Below are 22,219 nucleotides of genomic sequence, written 5' to 3' on the forward strand. Positions count from 1 at the left end.
CCTTTCAGTAATCATAATCCAAACTAAACGCATCTACGCAGAGAGTACTTCCGTCCCCTCCTACAAAGAAGTCCCCGTATTTACTTGCCGAGCAAACGATAATGAGGTAAGTAGGTATACGGTTGGTTGCACGATAATCTAATTCCAATTCAAATTGTTGATAGTCTGTCACCGTGCTTCCGCTGCTCATTTCGGCATATGCTATCACGTGTTCATCGTTCTTGTCGAACAGCTTGCGGTTGGTGGCACGGGTGCGTATTTCTACCGGTTCCGTCCAGTCACCTAAAGCGATGTAGATGAAACAAGTGTCCGGTACTCCTTTGTAATCCTTGAATCGTGCATAGTCCTGATGGCTTTCGTCAGGTATACTGGAAATCGGAGCAGTGGTATATTTGTAATATCCTTTCAGCTTGGTAGGGCGACCGGTGAAAGGCTGACCGAAATTCAGAATACCGTTTGTTCCGTCTATCTTGATAAAGTTGCCCACAAACAAGTTGCCGGCGGCAAATTTCACAATCACATTCTTGGAGGTCAGTTTGGCTGCTTTGCCTGTTCCGGTCGCCGTGTCGTCGGTAGAAACGGAGTTGCTGGAACTGGCGGTGGTGACACCCACGTTACCGGTATCCCAGAATTGTTGCCCGTTCTCTTCCCAAGGATTGGCAACTTTGCCGCTCATGTGCCAATAATCGAAAGACGCGTTCGGTAACTCTACCGCAGTAGTGGTAGTGAAAGTCTTTTCCGTACTGACGGATGTGCCCGAATAGGCGCGGCAAGCATAGGTCGTTGCAGCTTTCAGGTGAGGAATGCGCGCCGAGAAACTGCCGCCTGTGGTCTGCATATACGAGGCGTCCACTTTCTGCCATTCATCGGAAGTAGCTTCGCGTATCTCAAACCCGTTGTCTTCGCCGGCAAGACCCTCGCCATACAGCCAAGCTACGTTGACCCAACCGTCTGCCGAAGTAACCCGTACAGCATCTGTTTCGAATACGTTCAGCGTCCAGTCTTCCAATACATCACGGTAGGTCACTATCACTATCTGCGGCTTGCCGCCCGAAAAGTTCATAACGGTGGAAGCGCCGTCATATCCGTGTATCGTAGCCCCTGTAGGCCCCAGTTTCAAGTCAGTAACTTTGATTTTCTCAAGATTCTGTTCTTTGCTGACGTAAGCGATGGCTCTGTGCTCCTTTTCGCTGACATAGAAAACCGGTTCTCCTATCTGGCCTTCTACCGCAAAGCGGCGTTCGATGGGCTGCTTACCTATAATCTTCCAAGGGTAGTCTTGATAGAGAGACAAGATAACCGTTTGCGGATTGGTCAGGTCGAAAGTTGTATCCGCACGCAATATGCTTTTGGCGCCTGCCGTCATCTCCACCTTCTTGATATATACTTTCTTCATATTTACCGTATCGGCAAGGGTGACCGTCACTGTACGGTTTTCTGTGCTGATAACCGCTCCCGTGGTTTCCCCCTCTACCTCAAGTGCGGTGATATCGAGCTTTACGGTGGGGTAAGGCACATTGTTTTCTATGCAGGAGGTCAGCAGGGCTGCCAGCAGCATGAACAATCCGGTGGTATATGTTTCTATCTTCTTCATTTATGTCTTACAAGCAAAGTGTAATTCCTATATTGATATTGAACAAATTGATTTTGAAGTTTGCACCGCTGGTACTTCGTTTACCGGTTTCGCCTTCATTATTCTTTTGTTTCTCTATTCTGTATTTGAAGCCGACAACTCCAAAGGACATCTCGGCGCATACATTCTCCATGATGAATACGGCCACACCGGGGTTTAGTCCCAAGTGTATTTCGTGTATCGTTGTCTCCGTGCGCTTCAGGGTTTCTTCCTTGCCGCGGCTGAATACGCTGCTTCCGTTGTTGTAGGAGAGGGAACTCTCATTGAAAAAACCGAAACGCTTGCCCCTGTCCAGTCCCACATAAGAACGGTGGAACAGGGCGATGCTATATGAGTCTTCCGAATAGCGTATGTCTTTAAGGTCGAAACTCAAATCATCGTCAATGCTCAGTGAGATATTTCCCAAGTCGGCTACGGTATGGTTATAACCGGCTTTCAGTCCCACTATAATGTTGTCTTTAAAAGCATAACCCACGAACGGCTTTACCGACAACGTACGGAAGTTACAGTCAAAGTCCTTTAGCAATGAAAAGAGCAGCCTGCTGTCTTCTCCGTCAAAATTCACGTACGAGAATGTCAGCCCGCCCACCCATTTCTTTTTGGGGATGAAGCGGTAGTTGATGATACCCCGGTCGAAACGTCCGATAGGCTTGGTGTAGATAATATCGGTACTGTCCACCGGTGAGGCTTTCGCTTCAGGGCGTTCAATGTAAATCGTATCGTGCACATATATTGTATGCACCTCTTGTGCGCCTGCCATTTCCGCTCCCGCTATAATGCACACTATATATATAAGTAACTTCTTCATCCTCTCTTACAAATAAAAGGCCAGTCCCAAGCCTATGGAAAATAAGTTTATCTTAAAATTGGCGCTGCTGGACGAATATTCGCCTTGATACACCTGATTGGTGACCTGCTTGGTCTTGCTGAAGTTCAAGCCAAGTACGCCGATACTGACCTCTACGGCTGTATAGTTGTTGATGAAAGCCACAATGCCCGGGGCGGCTCCGATGCTCATGCCGGTGGTAGTGGCAAAGGTTCCGGTGACGGACTCGTCTTTTCCGTTTATCACCCTGGACTGGCTGCCCGACCATTCAAGCTGGGTCTCATTAAACAGCGCGAAACGCTTGCTCCGGCCCAAGCTGATATAGTTGCGCAGAATCAGCATGCCGGAATAGGTATGCTTTAACTGGTACAAGTCGTTGATGTCGAACTGGTTGTCATCATCAACATTCAAGGTCAGCCCGTCTATTTTCATCAGGGTACGGCTGTAGGCGAAGCGCCCGCCGGCTGCCATATTGTTCTTGAAAGCATAGCATATCAAAGGACTGACTTTGAAAGTATAGCCGTCGGAATTGAATCCGTCGATAATCAGGAACTGATAATTGTCTTCGGTGTGCTCCGAATAGGATATGGAACTTCCTACGACCCATTGCCCTTTGGGTACAAAAGTGCTTTGCTCGATGTGGCGCTTGAACTCTTGTGCCCGGGCTTTACCGCCTGCAATGACAGCCAGAATCAGTACTATAATGATTGTTTTTTGTCTCACTTCCCGATGTTTTTTATTCGTAAACTAATTCTAAGTCGTCAAGCCACATGGTACTGCCTACCCCGCCGCTGAAATAATCACCGTACTTGCTGGATGAAGCTACGATGATGATAGCCGTAGGTTTCCGGTTGGTGTAGCGATAGTCCACCGGAATGGTGAACTCTATCATCCCTTCGCCTTCGGTAGAAGAGGTGAAGTCCTTTTCACCGTAGCCTATGATATATTCACTGTTCACATCAAACAATTGCGCACTGTTGATATTCTTGAAATTGGTCTTGACGATTACCGGCCAAGTCTCGCCGCCATAGCTTTCGCCGGGCCAGTTGCCCAGTACAATGAAGATACTGCCTATGTCGGGGTCGCCGGTATTGATATAGTCGCAATTGTTGTCGTTGTCTACCGTAGCGGATATATAGCGTACATAGCCATGTAGTGCTGTCGGGCGGGAATTGAACGGACGTCCCCAACCTATTACTCCGTTTCCGGTAACACCATCCATTTTGGTTTCCAAATATTTTCCGGTAAATATGTTTCCTGCGGCAAACTGTCCGATACCCAACATACTGGCGAATTTGGACTCCAACTTGGCTGCATAGTTGCCGCTGTGTTTCACCGCATCGTCCGAGGTAGTGATGTCCACACTTGCTTTCTTGGAACCATGATTACCGGTATCCCAAAACATCGTTCCGCCGGACTCGAACACATAAGCCGGCTTGGAACCGTGCCAGTTCTCGAATCCCGAATTGGGAAGCTGCGCCGCCTTTTCGGTAGTGAACTTGCAGACCACCGAGGATGCTTTCTCTCCCGCTACGGCTACGTACTCGTAGGTGGTGGCAACTTTCAGCCCGGTGACGGAAGCTGTCAGTTCTTTACCTGTCAGGGTTGCTTCTGTTTCCTCCCATGAGGACGAACCTACTGCCCGGTATCGGAATGTCAGCGGCTCGGCTGTTTCTTTCATCAAACCGCCTCGCAGGGTGGCTTTGGATGTCCATACTTCGCCTTCGAGAGCGTCTTTGGTCAGCACCGTTGCATCGGAAGCCGATATGGAGAGTAATCCTTCGTTGGTGCGTCCGCGGGCATCGGTGGCGTGTAGCACGATGTTGTATGTTCCTTCCTTGGCAGTGATTTGCTTCATCAAGTGGTCCGAGAAAGTTACCGTCATGGTTCCCATACCGCTACCTGCATTGTATACGGAGACGAATTCCAGCCCTTTGTCTTTCAGGCGTCCTCTTTCCATAGGCGTCAGTTTCATGAGATTCATTTGTGCAGGAAGTCCGCAGTCCGCCAATTGCCGGCACGACATGGAGAGCTCTTTCAGAAAGGCTGTGGTGGTTACGGTATATTCCAACTTTGTGCCTTGATTTATCTCGTAAAAAGCGGATGAAGTGATGTCAAAACCCACCCCTTGGAATATGGGACGCTGGTAGATTTGCACTTCTTCGGTTTCTGTTTTTATGGGTTCGGCATTGACGCTTACCTGTACCATACCGCCGCCTACTTCGTATTCCGTAGGTACAAAGTTGAAAGAGAGATCGTAGCGGTAGGCGGATTTCACATCCTTAATGTTTTCTTCTTTGGTATAGTTCTTACCGTCGGGAGTGGTTGCTTCCAACTTCCAAGACAGAGTTCTGTCGTCTTCGGGCAACATATAGTATCCTATGGAATCTTTGCTCTCCGGCAGGTAATTTAATGTTCCGTCCACGCTGGAAACCGTGACTTTATAAGTCTGGAAAACGGATCTCAATACTTCATCGTACTTTACGGCAACTACTGTGTTGGCAATGCCGCAGGTCAGGTTGAGATTGGTTACTTCTCCGCTGTTGATGTCGAATGGCTTTGCTTCTCTGTAGAATTTGGTCTCGAAAGATGCAGGCACCGAATCTCCGGCAATCACTTGGGCTGTATAACTTCCGGAAGAGAGGTAGAGTGCTCCGGGCACTTCGTTGACACCTGTATAGCGGCGTATCACTCCCTTGTCACTGAAAATGCTGATAGTACAATGTTGCTGTAAAGAGTCTTGCAGCTCATCGGACATCGCACGGGTAGTTACGCTTATCCGGTCGGTTACACCGACTTGCAGATGAAGTGTACCTTCTCCGTTCAGGATGTCTTTTTCCGTACAGGAGGTGAGGGCAATCACCGCTGCACATATTAAGCTGTATTTTATATATTTCCTTATCATCGAGCTTTAATTAATTTACTTTTAAAGTCAATATGGCGGAGGCTGTTTTTCCCGTATTGTCCGTAACCTTCAGACTGAACTGGTGAGTACCGGAGAAACCGGCCAGCATACCTGTGAATCCGCTGATGTCAAAATCCATATCAGTCTTTCCGGTTACTTGGTCTCCGTAAGGTAAACCTAAGCTTTTGATAGTTCCTAATATGTTCTCTGCCGGATTTGCCAAGTCAAAGTCCGTGAGGTGCAAGTCGGCAATAGCTCCGGTAAAGTCCGAGCTGCTGGATGTGATGCCTACTTCCAGTTTCTGGATGCTGTTTGGCGCTGCGATTTTTACAACAACCGGATAAGGATTCTCCGGGGAAGTCTCTGCCGGAATGGTAATGCTTTGATTGATATCGAAATCCTTACCCACGATAGTTGGTTGGGTCTGGTCGTCTGGCTCGTCCGGATCGGGATTATCGGGAATCAACTCTTCATCTCCCGGATCTATGGTGATGTCTTTTTCAACAATATCGCAGGTGACGTCTATTTGTATATTAATACCTCCCATCTCTCCATTTTCGCCGTCACCCCCGCTGTTTTCTTTCATTGAATATTTGATGATGCGCTCTTCTCCGGGTTGCACGTCGATGAATGCTTTGGACATCGTAACCTTTTCTCCGTTTACAGTCGCACTCAGGTCGGTTATCAGAATGTTTGTTTCACCGATAGCTTTGAAATATCCTGCGCGTGTTTCATCTTTGGCATATTCCAGATGACCTTCTCCAAGAGAAACTCCCACTTTGGAATCCTCTCCGAGCAGGGCTTTAAGCTCATCGTCATACTCTATTCTAACTTTGATGTTGTTCAGGGAGCAAACCAACGCTTGCAGGTCGGTTACTGTATTCTCGGTTATTTCAAAATCTTGCTTGGCAAAATAATAGGGTTTCTCAAATTCAGCCGGCTGCACCTCGTGAGACATGGCAGTAATACTGTAATGGCTTACTTTGAGAGTGAATATTTCGGGCATTTCGCTATACTTCCATTCTTGCACCATTTTTCCTTCTTTATCCTTATCGTAGATGCGGATAATGAAATCATTCGTACTGACAGCACGGGTTACGGTGGAAGTACTCTCGTCAACAGAAACTTGGAGGGCAGACAAACTTATTTGTCCTTCAGCGCGATTGTCTACTTCTTCAGTGACTTTTCCGCTATTCCACGTTTCACGCTCGCATGAAGAGAATGCAAGTAATGTGAAAAACGCCAGGGTAAATATTGCTGTTAGATTCTTCATATTTCGTTGTTTATTTCTTTAATATTCTAATGAAACATTGTCGATGGTTAATATATTGCCGATATGACGGGAGTCACCGTATCCGCTAAACATTCCGCTATTACCCACAACTGCTAATGTGGAGGGAGAGTCGGATGCGCTCGACAAGAACATAATTGTTATATATTTGGCTTTTTTTGCTTCTGTATAGTTTATGTTAATAGTACCGGGCAGGTAATTGTTGGTAGTTGTGGAAATGATCAGTTCTCCTTTACCTATTACCGTTCTATTCTCATCTTCTAAAACCACATACGCTTTTGCTGATTCTCCATTGTATGAATAAAATGTATAATAGAAGTGAACGGCAGCCGGACGGGATTCAAATGAATGTCCCAAAGTTTCTGTTTGAGCCTTACGGTCGTATGTGCCGATAAATAATCTTCCTGCTGTTCTTTGGTCTGCATAGTTTACGCCGGTATCAGTTCCGGGTCCCCAGTTGTTTTTACCCCAACCGACTGTCGATAGCTCTACTGATACATTTCCATCGAAAGCTCCGGTATTTAAGCTCATTCCTTTATACGTGTTTAAATGCCAGCTTGCGGTGTGCATATTGGCAGCATTGGTTGGCACACTACCCGGATATGCGCCATAATACCATGATGCATCAGCCAACTCTTGGGTGGTCTTATCATTATATGTACTCCACCATCTGTCCGTATCTGTTGATTTGTAAGGATGGTAAGCATAGATAACTTGTCCGCCAATGGCTGAGCTTTTCTCCCATACTTTGCTTTCCGACCATTCTTCAAAATCGGAATTGGGTATTTGCAATTCTTCTTCCGTCTTGACAGAAATCTCATTGAGCACTTTGATTGTATTCGTTCCTTTGATGATTGCTTTGAATGTATAGTTAGTATTAGGTTCCAATCCGGTTACTTCAATTGCTTCTTTTACCTTTTTTTGCGTTGGAGAAGACCATGCACCCGATTCTTTTTTGTACTCTAAGGTAATGTCATTTACGGTTTTGAGGTATTCGGTTGTTCCTTCCGTATCTCCTACTAAATATATGGTAGCTTTCTTTGCCCATACACTCCCTTCCGGAGAAGATAATGAACATGAGGATTCTCCAATTCCCACGGTTACTATATTTTCTTTATCACCTGCGATGATTTTGATTTGTTGCGGGTCTTGTATTTCTTCGAACGGCAGGAAGATTTGATGCTTTTCTACATCACTTTCCACTTTTGCAGGAGTGAGCGACTGCCAATATCCGTATGCTTGATATTGATACCGGACTTTGCTGATGTCTCCTTTTAGAGTTATGGTCAGCTGTATGGAGGTACTTCCCCGCATGACGTTCATAGGCTGGGCCACATCAAAATCATTGGACAAGGATTTTATTTTGAGCACTAACGGTACTTCGCTCACTTTATTCAGCTTGTCTGTGGCAATAAGAGTAAAAGTACTTTCACTGTTCGCTTCAGAATAGGCCATATTAACCAATACTTTGGTAAAGTCCAGTATTGCCATCTTATCAATATTGGCACTCAGTCCTTTGGTTGCCAACCCTAATCCTTGCATGGTGGCAAGAACACTCGGGTCGGGATTAGCTAAGTCTATTTCGTCGGGCCAGCCTTTTTCTATGAGGGAGGGCGAACGGGTTATCAGTATGCACTTGGCAATACCGCCACGTGCCGTCAACAGGGTGGACAGTTGCGATTTGGGTTCTGTCCATTCTATTAATTCCTGTGCCACTCCCGACTCAAATCCTGTTGGAGTGAAAAAAGGCGGATACGTATTCAGGGCTTCATCCGAGATATTGATAACTATCGGCTCTCTCTCCGTTTCTTCACTGAAAGATATGTTCAGTTCGGTTCCGCCCGCATTTACATCAAATTTGATACGGTAATGTGTACGCGCTTTTGCATCTTCAATGGGAGAGGGCTCAAATGTTACCTTGTTTCCTTGTTGCTTGCTGCCTGTCATGTAAATGCTTACTTTTCCGGGCTTGACGTATGCCGCACGTGTTTCGCTCTTACTGAATGTAATGTCTGACCCTCCGGCCGGACGTATCTTAACGGAATAGTCGGTGAAGTATTTTTTGAAAGTTTCTGTATATTCAGTGGTGATTTTTACATTGGCGAGACGGCAAGTTACGGATACATCCGTGCTTTCACTTTTCTTGATAGAAAAGTCCTCTATCCCTTCATAATATGGAGCATCAAAACCTTGTGTCTCGATGTTTCCATAAGCTGCCTTCAAGGTATAATTGCCGGCCGGTATCTCTGTGCCGTCTGTAAAGTCGGCATATTTATCCCATGAGAGTTTTATGCTATTATTCTGAAGAACTGCAATAGTGAAATTGTTTATATCGGGTTTTGTACCTTCATCAGTAGTTGCGCGTGTGATGGTACTTTCCACGCTTGTATCGGCTGCCAATCTTAGATTAAGCTTGCCTCGGTTTGATATTTGTTCGTCATCCTGTTCACATCCGGATAATATGAAACATATAGTTGCAAACAGGGTCAGAATAGTTGTGTATTTTTTGCCCATTGACAATACTTAATTATCTTTTTTACCTATTAAAATCTAAAACTGGGGACAAAGATACTGTTTTTTGGCGATAAAATAGCCCTGTAAAGCCTTATTTTACAGCGATAAATGAAAAATGGGACATCATTTGTCCCATTTCCTGCAAAAAAAGAAAAGTTGTTTAAAGTGCTTTTTAGCTTATTTTTGATTATGAATTGTTAGGGTTGGGGCAGTAATACCACTCCTTGTTTCTTCTTCCCGTCCATTTTGGCCGTTATCGGATGCTCGAAACGGACATGGCGCAAGTATTTGGTCTCATGCACAGCAGGTTGTGCATTCAGGAAGTCTTGATTGTATACACCGTCGTTCATAAACGCATTAATCGTAAAATAGCCTACTCCAAAGGAAGTAAGGTTCTGGAAGAAGTGCGTTCCCTGACTGGGATCGACACGGTAATTCGTCAGTCCGGCTTCCACGATGATACGTGCGGCACTGATATGAGGCCATTTCACGGGAATACCCAACCAAGTATCACTGCTACCCCAACGTCCGGGGCCTATCAGAATATAATTCTTTCCTTCATTTAAGAATTGTTGGTTCAGCTTTTCTATCTCCCAAGCAATTTCCTGATTGTGGGAGGCGCTGTAATCATCGGTCTTTACATAGATTACGTCCTGCAGTTCGTTCATGATGCCATGTCCCAGGGAGTTGTTGGAACGGAGCAGCAGGTTTTCATCGGGAATAGCCGTGAGGTCCTCATCGAGCATTTCCTTGCTGTCGACAATCGGACGGATTTGCAATAGGTAGAATGTGCCGGTCTTGTCTTTTTCCCGGCTCATGGTAGCTGCGAATTCAATCTCTACAGGACGGCGCATCTCCTGTTGCCCGTATTTCAATGCCAATTGCAGAATACGGGGCAGGGGGAATACATCATGTTGCAAGATGTTGGCAAAGGTGATGACTTTACGTCCGCCCGGATATAAACCGTCGCGGATAATCTGGTCGTACGGGTCGTAGGTGGAAGCTATGTAATTGAGCGAACCGTCTTTCTCGGCCTCTTTTACGTGCAACTTCAATAGGTTGAAGCCGTCGTCGATAGAGAAATCGTGACCGGCATTACGCAAATCGAGGGCATAGAAACGTGTCTGGGTTTCTTTCAGCGCAATTTCCATTTCACTGGTTTGCAGCACCTGATTGGGGTGGTAGGGAGAGAAGCGGAGGGTCATGCCGCCATCTACGATATATTTACCTAAGCCGAGTGCCAGGTTGACAATGCCTTCTTCGGCTTTTTCGTCGCCGATAGGGTAGTAATTGAGCGAGCGTGCCACACCCGACATGGAAGGATAGTAACGGTCACCATATTGGTTGCCGACCACTTCTTGCAGGATAACGGCCATCTTCTCTTGGTCGATTACATTGCTTGTGGCCTGCATATAAGCCTTGGAGTCACGGAAATATACAGAGGCATAAACCCCCTTGATTGCATCACTGAGCATACGGAGCATTTCATACTTGTCATCCAAGTAGGGAATCATATAAGTATTGTATATTCCGGCGAAAGGCTGGTAATGCGAGTCTTCCAGCAAGGAGGAGGAACGGATGGCGATAGGCGATTTTACTACATCGAAGAAAGTAAAAAAGTCTTCAACCAGACGGTCGGGCAGCTTGGCTTTCAGGAAATAACGCAGAATCACATCATCGTCTGCGTCAGAAAGGGCTATCTGATACAGATTGTTGGTTTCCATGAACTCGTCGAATACATCCGTACAGAGTACTACCGTCTTGGGGATGGCAACACGGGCGTTCTCAAATTCTTCGAATTCGGGATGGTGTTTCACCATGTTGTCGATGAATGCGAGGCCACGTCCTTTTCCGCCCAATGAACCGTCTCCGATGCGGGCGAAATTCGAGTAACGGTCGAAGCGGTCACGTCTGAATACCGCTACCACTCCCTGGTTCTTCATCTTGCGGTACTTCACGATTGCCTCGAAGATGATTTTGCGATGGGCGTCTACGTCTTGCAGGCTGTTCCATGTAATGGGCTTCAGGAACTCGCCAATAGGGAACATGGCACGCGAATAGAGCCAGCGGCTGACATGGTTGCGGCTGATATGGTACAGGAACGATTCTGCCGGTACTGCAAAGAGGATGTTCTGAAGTTCCTTCAGGTTTTTGACGCGGGCGATTTCTTCCAACGTGTCGGGGTTGCGGAAGATGAAGTCGCCGAAACCGAAATTATCCGATACGATACGGCGTAAGTCCACGTCCATCTTCTTGGAATTCTTGTCGATGAAAGACGCATCGTATTTGGCGGCATACAATACGTTTTCCGATTCGGAAGATTGTATAATCAACGGGACAAACGGGTCTTCCTTGCGTATGGCGGCACATAACTTTATACCTGCAAGCGCGTCTTTTTCACCACGCTCTATGCGGGGAAAACGAACGTCTGTGATAACTCCCAAAATGTTGTTCTTGTATTTTTCGTATATGCCGATTGCTTCATTATAAGTACGTGCAAGGACTATTTTAGGGCGTCCTCTCATGCGGAGCGTACGTTGGTGGGCGTTCAGGGCTTCGGTAGAGAATTCCTGACTCTGTTTTAATACGAATTTATAGAGGTTGGGCAGGATGGAGGAGTAGAAGCGGATGCCGTCTTCTACCAGAAGGATGATTTGCACACCGACTTCGCTGACATCATGCTCCAGATTCATTTTGTCCTCAATCAGTTTGATGATAGACACCAACAAGTCAGTATTGCCCAACCAGCAGAAGATGTATTCGAACGGACTGAGGTCTTCATTGGCAATGCGTTTGGTGATGCCATGACTGAACGGGGTCAGAATTACCATGGGAATATGCTCGTATTGTCCTTTGATATTTCGTGCCACATCAAACCCTTCATTGTCTCCTGTTCCGGGCATACATATAATAAGGTCGTAGGGCATGGAAGACAGTTGTGCCAATGCCTCCTCGCAAGTGGATACCTGCGTGAAACGTGGCGGATAGCGCAAGGAGAGCGAGGTGTATTCATTGAAGATTTTTTCGTCGATACGTCCGTCGTCTTCCAGCATGAAAGCGTCATAAGGGTTGGCGATTAAAAGCACATTGAAGATACGTCGTGTCATGAGGTTGGCAAACTGCGTATCTTTGAAATATAGCTGGTTCAATTTAAACTTACTAAGCATGGATTCTCATGGTTTATTAGTTCGGAGGACAAAAGTAGCAATTAAAATGAAGAATGAAGAATGGGGAAGAAAGATTTGCTTTGGCAATGTATTTGCATAGGACAGCCTAATTCCGGTTTTCTCATTATTTATATTCTATAAAATCTGACGTTTTATTATTATTTAATCAAAATATTGCTGCAATGCTTAGGTGTTTTGAAAAATTTTCCTATATTTGCAGTGTTGTTTGTTGACATTTTGTTCAAAACAGCGTTAACTAACGAGGTAAGAACCTTTAAAACGTAATATTATGAATATCGAACGTATCATGTCCTCTTTGGAGGCAAAGCATCCCGGCGAGTCTGAATACCTTCAAGCCGTAAAGGAAGTACTTCTTTCTATCGAAGATATCTACAATCAGCATCCAGAGTTCGAAAAGGCTAAGATTATAGAACGGTTGGTTGAACCTGACCGTATTTTTACTTTCCGTGTTACGTGGGTGGATGATAAGGGTGAGGTGCAAACCAATCTCGGTTATCGTGTACAGTTCAACAACGCCATTGGCCCGTACAAAGGCGGTATTCGTTTCCACGCTTCCGTGAACCTCTCTATCTTGAAGTTCTTGGGATTTGAACAAACTTTCAAGAATGCTTTGACTACTCTGCCTATGGGTGGCGGTAAAGGTGGTTCGGATTTCTCTCCGCGTGGCAAGAGTGATGCGGAAGTGATGCGTTTCTGCCAGGCTTTCATGCTGGAGTTATGGCGTCATCTTGGCCCGGATATGGATGTGCCTGCCGGTGATATTGGCGTAGGCGGTCGTGAAGTGGGCTATATGTTCGGTATGTATAAGAAGCTGACGCGTGAGTTCACGGGAACATTCACAGGTAAAGGTCTGGAATTCGGCGGTTCACTGATACGTCCTGAAGCAACAGGATTCGGCGGATTGTATTTCGTACATCAGATGTTGGAAACCAAAGGCATTGATATTAAGGGTAAGACAGTTGCCATCTCCGGTTTCGGAAATGTGGCTTGGGGTGCAGCTACCAAAGCTACTCAGCTGGGTGCGAAAGTTGTCACTATCTCCGGTCCCGACGGCTATATTTACGACCCGAACGGTATCAGTGGTGAAAAGATAGATTATATGTTGGAACTTCGTGCATCGGGCAATGATATTGTAGCTCCGTATGCTGACGAATTCCCCGGCTCTACTTTCGTTCCCGGCAAACGCCCATGGGAAGTGAAAGCTGATATTGCTTTGCCTTGCGCAACGCAGAATGAGCTGAATGGTGAAGATGCACAGCACTTAATTCATAATAAAGTGACTTGTGTAGGCGAAATCTCCAATATGGGATGTACTCCCGAAGCTATCGACCTCTTTATCGAGAACAAGATTATGTATGCACCGGGTAAAGCTGTGAATGCAGGCGGTGTGGCTACCAGTGGTCTGGAAATGTCACAGAATGCCATGCACCTTAGCTGGAGCGCTGCCGAAGTGGATGAAAAACTTCATGCCATTATGCACGGTATCCATGCCCAGTGTGTGAAATATGGAACTGAACCTGACGGCTACATTAACTACGTGAAAGGCGCCAATATTGCCGGCTTCATGAAAGTAGCCCATGCCATGATGGGTCAGGGAATTATCTAAAGAAAAACTTTGTTTAGTTGTATTTGTATTTGTGGTTTGTGCTGCCCCGGCCTGCGAAGGTGTGGGCAGCATTATTTTTTTTCTTACCTTTGCATCTCGAAATTATAAATAACAAAGAGATGTTACAACCGGAATTGAAATTAAGACGTGATAAGATACGTGCTCTCATGGCACAGCAAGGCATTGATGCGGCTCTTATCACTTGTAATGTAAATTTAATCTATACGTACGGACGTGTTGTCAGCGGATATTTATATTTGCCGCTGAATGCCCCTGCACGTTTGTTCATAAAACGTCCTAATGACATTGAGGGCGAACATATCCACCCTATCCGTAAACCGGAACAGATTATTGAGTTGTTGAAAGAATGCGGTCTGCCTTTGCCGATCAAGCTGATGTTGGAGGGTGACGAGCTTCCTTTCAGAGAGTATAACCGCTTGGCTGCCTGCTTTCCTGAAACGGAGGTTGTACCTTGCGGTACTGCATTAATCCGTCAGGCACGAAGCATAAAGACTCCGATAGAAATTGAAATGTTCCGTCGTTCCGGAGCTGCCCACACAAAGGCGTACGAACAGATTCCTTCGGTTTATCAGCCGGGAATGACTGATTGCCAACTTTCTATCGAGATAGAACGGCTGATGCGTCTGGAAGGTTGTTTGGGCATTTTCCGGGTATTCGGGCAAAGCATGGAAATCTTTATGGGAAGCCTTTTGGCAGGTGATAATGCGGCAGTACCTTCCCCGTACGATTTTGCATTGGGTGGTAAAGGTATCGACCCGTCATTGCCCGGTGGAGTAAGCGGCACTCTCTTGCAAGAGGGACAATGCTTTATGGTAGATATGGGCGGAAACTTCTATGGCTACATGGGTGATATGAGCCGTGTGTTTTCCATCGGTAAGTTGCCGGAACAAGCATATGCCGCACATCAGACGTGTTTGGGGGTGCAAGAGGCTGTTGCCGCAATGGCAAAACCGGGTACCGTGTGTGAAGATATGTACAACAAGGCTGTTGAGATAGTAGCTAAAGCCGGTTTTGCGGACTATTTTATGGGAGTGGAGCAAAAGGCAAAGTTCATAGGTCATGGTATCGGGCTGGAGATAAACGAAATGCCGGTATTGGCTCCCCGCATGAAGCAGGAGTTGGAGCCGGGTATGGTATTTGCTTTGGAACCCAAGATTGTCTTGCCGGGCATCGGTCCTGTCGGAATTGAAAACTCTTGGGTCGTAACAACGGATGGTTTGGAAAAACTGACGTTGTGCAAAGAGGAGATTGTGGAACTGTGATAGATATTAGTCACTTCACCCTTCTATTCAATTGGTTATTAGCCTTGGACGGTTTCGATTTTCCGATTCTCTTTCCTGTCGGTTTGGCTTTATTGTTCCGGTTGGGATGTGATTGTGCTTTTTTAGTCTCCTTCATAATATTCACATAAATAATAGCGGGCGATAAAGTCCCAATTCTTGTGTAAGATTTCTTTGCCGTCGGGAAAAGGAAGTTGTACTTCCGGTAATATTCCTTGCCCCATTCCGTATTTTATTAAATCGAATGGGCAAGTTCCCGGACGGCAGAAAAGTTCGTAACCTTTGGCTGCGGCGCGTTCGGCGTTGTACATAGGATTGTGTGCTTCACGAAAATAGGCAGCTACATCAGGGGCTATCAGCATACCTTTGGAATTGGCGTAGATTACGAACTCTTTGTTATGCTGTAAGTCGGGCAGCAAAGAAGAAAGGGTGTCTTCCCATTTCAAGACCTCAACAAAGAATTTGCAAAGCTCTTTATAGGTAGTAAAGTATAACAGGGGGTTGCCACTACTGTATTCCAGACTGTACTCAACATTCTTGCTCAGTCTTGTTTCCGGAGTAATTTCAGGAAGAGGAGTTGATGGGGTGTCTAATAGATTGGTCCCCGTTACCCATGAAGAAGAAGGCGTTTCGTTGATAGGAGCTTCTTCAAAATTCTCATCCATTAGTTTGTATATTTCTTGGGCTAAGGCCGATAAACCTTTGTCATGCGGATTGTGCAGGGCATATTCGTCCGGTTCATTGAGTGCGGGATGAGATTTTAATGTCCACAGTACGAAAGCTATATCTTCCGGATTGATTTCATCGGGGATGTAGCTGTCGGATAACTGATAGAAAGGAAGATACGTATTATATAATGAATGGTATGTATCGGAGAATATTTTCCAACCTCCTGTCCGGGCAATTACATCTTGAAAATACATACAGAGTGAGATTGCAGCATTTTTTTGCGCATTGTCATCCCCCTCGAATAGAGGAGACAGCTTTATTATCGGCAATATTTTTGCAGCAAAATCAAGATACCATTGGTCGCCGGATAGAATGCGTGTGCGTTTATTGGCTGCTAACCATTGTTTCATGAAAATAGGGGCTGTTTTCATCACTTGTCTGTTTTGTAGGTGATTGATGCTTATGAGGTTATAGCCTTTTTAGCGCCAACTTGATAACTTGTTCTACCGGTGCGCCGGCATCTTCCTTTAAAATGGCCATTACTACTTTTTGCGAGGGAGCTTGTGCAAATCCCAGCATGGTAAGGGCGGCTATGGCCTCTTCCTGTACTTGGGCGTTGGCAGGGGTAAAAGCCGGACCCGTCATGGCGTCCGCTCCGGCAGCCATTCCCGTGGCTTTTATCTTATCTTTTAAATCAACTATCACACGTTGGGCCGTTTTCAGACCGATACCTTTTACTGTTTTCAGTAAATTGGCATTTTCCGTACTGATGACATTTATCAATTCAGAGGGAGATAAGGCTGAAAGAATCATACGTGCCGTATTGCCTCCGATGCCCGATACGGAAATCAGTAACAGGAACAATTCTCGCTCTTGCTTGTCGACAAATCCATACAAGACATACGCATCTTCGCGGATGGCTTCATAGATGTACAGTTTGCAGTTCTTTTTCCCTTGTATGGCGGCGTATGTGTTTAAGGAGATATTTATGGCATATCCCAAGCCGTTGCAATCTATAATGGCGCTTGCCGGGCTTAGTTCGGCAAGCTCACCTTTAATGTATTCTATCATATCACATCACTCTTTCTTTTCTGCGAATGTAGGAATTATTATCGACTTTTACTCTCTAAAAAAAGAAAAACTCTGTGAAACTTGGGGACTTCTGTACTAAGATATAAATGAAAATGATTACTTTTGCGCTCAGAAAATAGAAAGATGATAACTAAAACCGATAAAAAGATGAAAAAAGTAAGAGCTGCCATCGTGGGTTATGGCAATATCGGACATTTTGTACTTGAAGCATTACAAGCGGCTCCTGATTTTGAAATTGCCGGAGTGGTACGTCGTGCAGGAGCAGAGAACCGTCCTGCGGAATTGAGTGAATATTCCGTAGTGAAAGATATTAAAGAGTTGAAGGATGTAGATGTTGCAATTCTTTGTACTCCTACTCGCAGTGTCGAGAAATATGCTAAAGAAATATTGGCATTGGGTATTCATACGGTAGATAGTTTCGACATCCATACCGGTATTCCGGCATTGCGTCGTACTTTGGATGCTGAGGCAAAAGCCCATAACACAGTGTCTATTATTTCTGCCGGTTGGGATCCGGGAAGCGATTCTGTTGTACGCACCTTGCTGGAAGCCATTGCTCCGAAAGGTATTACTTATACCAACTTCGGTCCGGGTATGAGTATGGGACATACGGTAGCGGTGAAAGCCGTTGAAGGTGTAAAAGCGGCTCTTTCAATGACCATTCCTACCGGAACGGGCATACATCGCCGTATGGTTTACATCGAACTGAAGGATGGTTATGAATTTGAGAAAGTAGCAGCAGATATCAAGGCAGATCCGTACTTCGTGAATGATGAAACGCACGTGAAGCTTGTTCCGAGTGTAGATGCGCTGTTAGATATGGGTCACGGTGTAAACCTGACGCGTAAGGGTGTTTCAGGAAAAACGCAGAACCAGTTGTTCGAATTCAATATGCGTATCAATAATCCTGCGCTTACTGCGCAAGTGCTGGTGTGTGTGGCTCGTGCTGCAATGCGTCAACAACCGGGTTGCTATACAATGGTTGAGATTCCGGTAATTGATTTGCTGCCGGGCGACCGCGAAGAGTGGATTGCACATTTGGTATAAGAGCATAAAAAAACAGATGATGTGTTTACGTGAAATGCATCATCTGTTAATCTTGTACACATCATCTGTTTCATTGAAGCAGATGATGTGTTTTTTTATATCCTGTCGTCAGAAGAGGAATCGGAGTATATCGTTAAAGTTTGCCCAAATAAGCAAGCCGAACAGTAAGAACATACCTGCCATTTGCGCACGTTCCATAAACTTGTCGCTGGGCTTGCGGCGTGCCACAATCTCGTAAATAAGGAACAAGACGTGTCCGCCGTCCAATGCCGGAATAGGCAGGATGTTCATGAAAGCGAGGATGATGGAGAGGAATGCCGTCATGTACCAGAACTGATGCCAGTCCCATGTTGCAGGGAATATGCTGCCGATTGTTCCGAAACCGCCGAGCTGTTTGGCACCCTCTTTGGAGAAGAGGTATTTCATCTGGCTGACGTATCCTTTCAGCGTATTTACCCCCAAAGTTACTCCGGCGGGAATCGATGCGAAGAAACTATATTCTTTCTTGACAAAAGGCAACAACTTGTCGGTCTGTAACAATGCGGCAACACCGATTTGGTGTAAAGAATCTGTTGCCAGTGTTACGGTGTCTGCCACCCCGGCTCTTACATAGGTCAGGGTGAGAAGGCGGCTGGTACTGTCGTTAGCTGTCTTCTGACGGTTTTGCATTTCTTCTTGGAAGTCGAAATAGGCAATGTCGTGTCCGTTCAGTTGGGTGATGCTGTCGCCCGGTTGCAGTCCGGCAAGTGCGGCGGGACGGCCGGGTATAATGCTGTCAACAACAAACGGGTAACGGAATGATGCAAAGCGGACACTGTCGGCAAGCAGGCGTTCCATCATGTCTTCGGGGATATATACGGAAGCCTCCTGTCCGTTACGCAATACGGTAACTTGGCGCGCATCGACAATGTTTGTCAACATATCGCCTCCATAGCGTTCAAGGGGTACGCCGTCGGCAGATACCAATATGTCACCGTCGCGAAAACCGATTGCTTTGGCTGTTTCGTTGAAGTCCATACCCAACGGCGCTTTCTGCAAAGGTACATATTCATCTCCCCAAGCAAAAAGTATCATGGAATAGATGAACAATGCCAGCAAGAAGTTGAACAATACGCCGCCTACCATGATTAATAAGCGTTGCCATGCCGGTTTGGCGCGGAACTCCCACGGTTGCACAGGTTGTTTCATTTGTTCGGTATCCATAGATTCGTCTATCATACCCGCAATCTTAACATATCCGCCTAAGGGCAACCAACCGATACCATATTCTGTCTCGCTGTTTTTAGGCTTAAATTTGAATAGCGTGAATCCGAAGTCAAAGAATAAACAAAACTTTTCCACTCGTGTCTTGAATAAGCGAGCAAAGAGAAAGTGCCCTCCTTCGTGGACTATGATGAGCAATGAAAGGCTCATTATAAGTTGTAGGGCACGGATTAAAAATGTTTCCATCTAATTATTTACTATTTTATGATTTACAATTTACTGTTTACTGTTTGATTTTTAACTGTCAATATCTGATTATATCAGCTCTTCCGCTATCCGTCTGGCTTCCGCATCAGTTGCTACATAGTCCTCGTAAGTAGGCTTCTGTATGAAAGACACGCGTGCCATTGTCTTTTCAATGACATCGCTCATGCCGAGGAAGGAGATTTCATCCCGTAAGAAAGCGGCTACCACCACCTCATTGGCTGCATTGACGATACATGGCATATTGCCTGCGCGGTGTAAGGCCTCGTATGCCAGCGCCAGATTGCGGAAACGTTTCGTATCCGGCTGTTCGAATGTCAGGTCTGTACACAGTTTGAAGTCCAGCCGCGGGAAGGATGCTTTCAGGCGTTCCGGATAGGAGAATGCGTATTGAATGGGCAGTCGCATATCCGGCATTCCCAACTGTGCTTTCACCGCCCCGTCTTCGAATTGTACCATCGAATGAATAACGGACTGCGGGTGTACCACCACTTCTATTTGGTCGGGACGCACGCCGAACAGCCATTTTGCTTCAATCACCTCAAAACCCTTGTTCATCATGGAAGCGGAGTCTATGGTGATTTTGGCTCCCATATCCCAATTGGGGTGTTTCAAAGCCTGTGCTTTGGTTACGGTGGCGAGTTGTTCTATTGTACAGGTACGGAACGGGCCGCCGGAAGCTGTCAGTATTACTTTCTCAATAGGGTTGCCTACCTCTCCGGCCAAACACTGGAATACAGCGGAGTGTTCGGAGTCTACCGGAAGGATGGGAGTGCCGCTGAAACGTGCCAAGTCATTAATGAGTTCACCGGCTACGACCAATGTTTCCTTGTTGGCAAGGGCTATTACTTTGCGTGCACGAATGGCGTTCATAGTCGGCTTCAGCCCGGCATAGCCCACCATAGCGGTCAGTACAAGGTCAATAGGCGTTTCCGCTACAATCTGGCATAATGCTTCTTCTCCGGCATACACTTTAATAGGCAGGTCGGCAAGTGCGTCTTTCAGTTGTTGGTATTTTGTTTCGTTTGCTATTACCACTGCTTCAGGCTTGAACTTGCGGGCCTGGGCAATCAGATCATCTACCCGGTTGTTGGCTGTCAGCACATAGGCCTCGTATTGGTCAGAATGCTCCTCTATGACCTGCAATGCCTGTGTACCGATAGAACCGGTAGAGCCAAGTATGGCAATTTGTTTCTTCATCAGCTTTATAGTTTATGATTTCAGATTTTTATATCTTATATTTCATGCTTTACACCTCATATTTCATCCTCAAAATACGATATAAAGTTCCGGATTCACCGCCCTTCCCTTGTGCCACAATTCAAAGTGCAAATGCGGGCCAGTAGTCAGTTGTCCGGTGTTTCCTACTAACGCAATGGCTTCTCCGCCTTTTACGATGTCTCCCTCTCGTTTCAACAGAGAGCCGCAATGCTTGTAGACGGACACAAAATCTTGGTTGTGCTGTACTTCTATCAAATAGCCGGTTTCGGCAGTGTAAGTACTTAGAATGACTGTCCCGTCCAGAGTTGCCAATACACTCTCTCCCGGATTGGCGGCTATGTCTGTACCGAAGTGCTTCTTCTCTGCATTAAAAGGAGAAGAAATCATGCCGCGGGTGGGACGGTAGAATATCAATCCGTCTACTTCGGGGCGTGAGGTGATGCTTGTCAGGTTGTATTTTTCGGTTTCCTCGTATTGTTTGCGGAATTCGGCTTCGCGTTGCGTACGTTCCATGAGTGAATCTTCGCGTACGGTGGTCAGTGAGTCTATGGAATGGATGGTGTCGGCTTTTATCTTACCTTGAAAAATATCCTGAATGTTCATTATGTACAGGTTTTGCCTGTCCACCAGTTGTTGGAGCGAGTCTACACGCAGGGCATTTTCTACAACCTGTGCGCGAATTTCACTGTTCATATATCCGGGCAGATAATTGCGCAGCGGGGTAAAAGCTACAATCAGGGAAGCAATCAGAAACAGTACTGTCAGTACGGAAAGCAATACGGAGATTCCGTTCAGCTTGGACACACGCAACGTGACAATATCCTCAAGGGTATTCTCGTTCGTAACTGTCAGTCTATACTTAAACTTGATATTACTCCAGAATGCTTTTCTTCTTTTCTTCTTCTTCTTCATTCACACCTCTTCCGTATCATCCAAAGCAAGCAGTCCTTCCGGCAGATCTACCGTAATAACCTTATGCTTTTGGTCGATGTCTATAATAAAATCTTCCTGTGCCGGAACCAGTAATTCTTCTCCTTTATAATCTACCACGAATAAAGTATTGATGGTCGATGTGTCTACATCCGTAACTTCACCCAACTTGCCGTGATGAATTTCCTCCATACGGAATCCTATAAAGAAATCCCAACTGAGTTCTCCCGGCCCGGCTTCTTCGGCGTGCTTTACCGGGAAGTAGACTTCAATGTTGGTAAACATCCGTGCGCGTTCCGCCGTATCTACCCCTTCGAGTTTGACGAGAGCCGTAGTGTCCGAGCGAAAACGATATTCTTCCATAAAGAACGGTACGAATATCCCGTCCAACAGGCAAATGAGATATTCAGCCTCCACACGGTCGAATATGTCATCCGTAAAGGTGAATGACAACTCTCCATGAATGCCGTGAGGCTTGTTGAATATACCTATCTTATATACTTCTTCTTTGCGTATCATACCGTTTTAT

At 45.9% G+C, this 22,219-nt stretch carries 16 protein-coding genes; 3 read left to right on the forward strand and 13 right to left on the reverse strand.

The window, feature by feature from the left end; genetic code table 11:
* Positions 1-4: 4 nt before the first annotated feature.
* From DW121_RS04395 to DW121_RS04425, 7 genes are all read right to left on the reverse strand, one after another.
* A complete protein-coding gene (locus DW121_RS04395; protein ID WP_118323123.1) occupies positions 5-1,594 on the reverse strand; it encodes a PCMD domain-containing protein in 1,590 nt (529 codons plus the stop codon).
* A 7-nt stretch (positions 1,595-1,601) separates the two neighbouring features.
* A complete protein-coding gene (locus tag DW121_RS04400; protein WP_117710777.1) occupies positions 1,602-2,441 on the reverse strand; it encodes a hypothetical protein in 840 nt (279 codons plus the stop codon).
* A 6-nt stretch (positions 2,442-2,447) separates the two neighbouring features.
* Positions 2,448-3,182 (reverse strand): hypothetical protein, encoded by a 735-nt coding sequence (locus tag DW121_RS04405; protein ID WP_117710776.1) that lies wholly within the window; start codon positions 3,180-3,182, stop codon positions 2,448-2,450.
* 13 nt (positions 3,183-3,195) lie between these two features.
* Complete coding sequence (locus DW121_RS04410) at positions 3,196-5,364, reverse strand: DUF4493 domain-containing protein (RefSeq protein ID WP_117710775.1); 2,169 nt, start codon at positions 5,362-5,364, stop codon at positions 3,196-3,198.
* Positions 5,365-5,374: 10 nt separating this feature from the next.
* Positions 5,375-6,637, reverse strand: coding sequence for a DUF4493 domain-containing protein (locus DW121_RS04415; protein ID WP_118323124.1), 1,263 nt, complete (start codon positions 6,635-6,637; stop codon positions 5,375-5,377).
* 18 nt (positions 6,638-6,655) lie between these two features.
* Positions 6,656-9,169, reverse strand: a complete 2,514-nt coding sequence (locus tag DW121_RS04420; RefSeq protein WP_118323125.1) for a DUF4493 domain-containing protein — start codon at positions 9,167-9,169, stop codon at positions 6,656-6,658.
* 197 nt (positions 9,170-9,366) lie between these two features.
* Positions 9,367-12,336 (reverse strand): PEP/pyruvate-binding domain-containing protein, encoded by a 2,970-nt coding sequence (locus DW121_RS04425; RefSeq protein WP_117710772.1) that lies wholly within the window; start codon positions 12,334-12,336, stop codon positions 9,367-9,369.
* Between the two features lie 289 nt (positions 12,337-12,625).
* Between DW121_RS04425 and gdhA the strand changes: the two genes are divergently transcribed.
* Both gdhA and DW121_RS04435 read left to right on the forward strand, forming a co-directional pair.
* The gene (gdhA, locus tag DW121_RS04430) at positions 12,626-13,963 is read left to right on the forward strand and encodes an NADP-specific glutamate dehydrogenase (RefSeq protein ID WP_117710771.1); all 1,338 of its coding nucleotides are present in this window, start codon (positions 12,626-12,628) and stop codon (positions 13,961-13,963) included.
* A gap of 119 nt (positions 13,964-14,082) precedes the next feature.
* Entirely contained in the window at positions 14,083-15,246 is a 1,164-nt protein-coding gene (locus tag DW121_RS04435; protein ID WP_118323126.1) for a M24 family metallopeptidase, read from the forward strand.
* Between the two features lie 122 nt (positions 15,247-15,368).
* On the opposite strand, the gene DW121_RS04440 is transcribed toward DW121_RS04435, so the two are convergent.
* Complete coding sequence (locus DW121_RS04440) at positions 15,369-16,364, reverse strand: DUF3843 family protein (RefSeq protein ID WP_118323127.1); 996 nt, start codon at positions 16,362-16,364, stop codon at positions 15,369-15,371.
* Positions 16,365-16,401: 37 nt separating this feature from the next.
* Positions 16,402-17,004, reverse strand: coding sequence for a Holliday junction branch migration protein RuvA (gene ruvA, locus DW121_RS04445; RefSeq protein ID WP_118323128.1), 603 nt, complete (start codon positions 17,002-17,004; stop codon positions 16,402-16,404).
* Between the two features lie 168 nt (positions 17,005-17,172).
* Between ruvA and DW121_RS04450 the strand changes: the two genes are divergently transcribed.
* Complete coding sequence (locus tag DW121_RS04450) at positions 17,173-18,072, forward strand: diaminopimelate dehydrogenase (RefSeq protein WP_118323280.1); 900 nt, start codon at positions 17,173-17,175, stop codon at positions 18,070-18,072.
* A 108-nt stretch (positions 18,073-18,180) separates the two neighbouring features.
* Here DW121_RS04450 and rseP read toward each other — a convergent pair whose 3' ends face one another.
* From rseP to rimM, 4 genes are all read right to left on the reverse strand, one after another.
* Positions 18,181-19,521 carry an RIP metalloprotease RseP gene (gene rseP, locus DW121_RS04455; RefSeq protein ID WP_118323129.1) on the reverse strand — a complete coding sequence of 447 codons (1,341 nt, stop codon included), beginning with the start codon at positions 19,519-19,521 and terminating at the stop codon, positions 18,181-18,183.
* A 69-nt stretch (positions 19,522-19,590) separates the two neighbouring features.
* On the reverse strand, positions 19,591-20,739 hold the full coding sequence (locus DW121_RS04460) for a 1-deoxy-D-xylulose-5-phosphate reductoisomerase (RefSeq protein ID WP_118323130.1): 1,149 nt from the start codon (positions 20,737-20,739) through the stop codon (positions 19,591-19,593).
* Positions 20,740-20,808: 69 nt separating this feature from the next.
* Entirely contained in the window at positions 20,809-21,672 is an 864-nt protein-coding gene (locus DW121_RS04465; RefSeq protein WP_118323131.1) for a M23 family metallopeptidase, read from the reverse strand.
* Positions 21,673-22,209, reverse strand: coding sequence for a ribosome maturation factor RimM (gene rimM, locus DW121_RS04470; protein WP_118323132.1), 537 nt, complete (start codon positions 22,207-22,209; stop codon positions 21,673-21,675). It abuts the gene before it with no gap.
* Between the last annotated feature and the right edge of the window lie 10 nt (positions 22,210-22,219).

Origin of the sequence: Bacteroides sp. AM10-21B, from assembly GCF_003472565.1 — a bacterium.
Classification (GTDB): Bacteria; Bacteroidota; Bacteroidia; order Bacteroidales; family Bacteroidaceae; genus Bacteroides; species Bacteroides propionicigenes.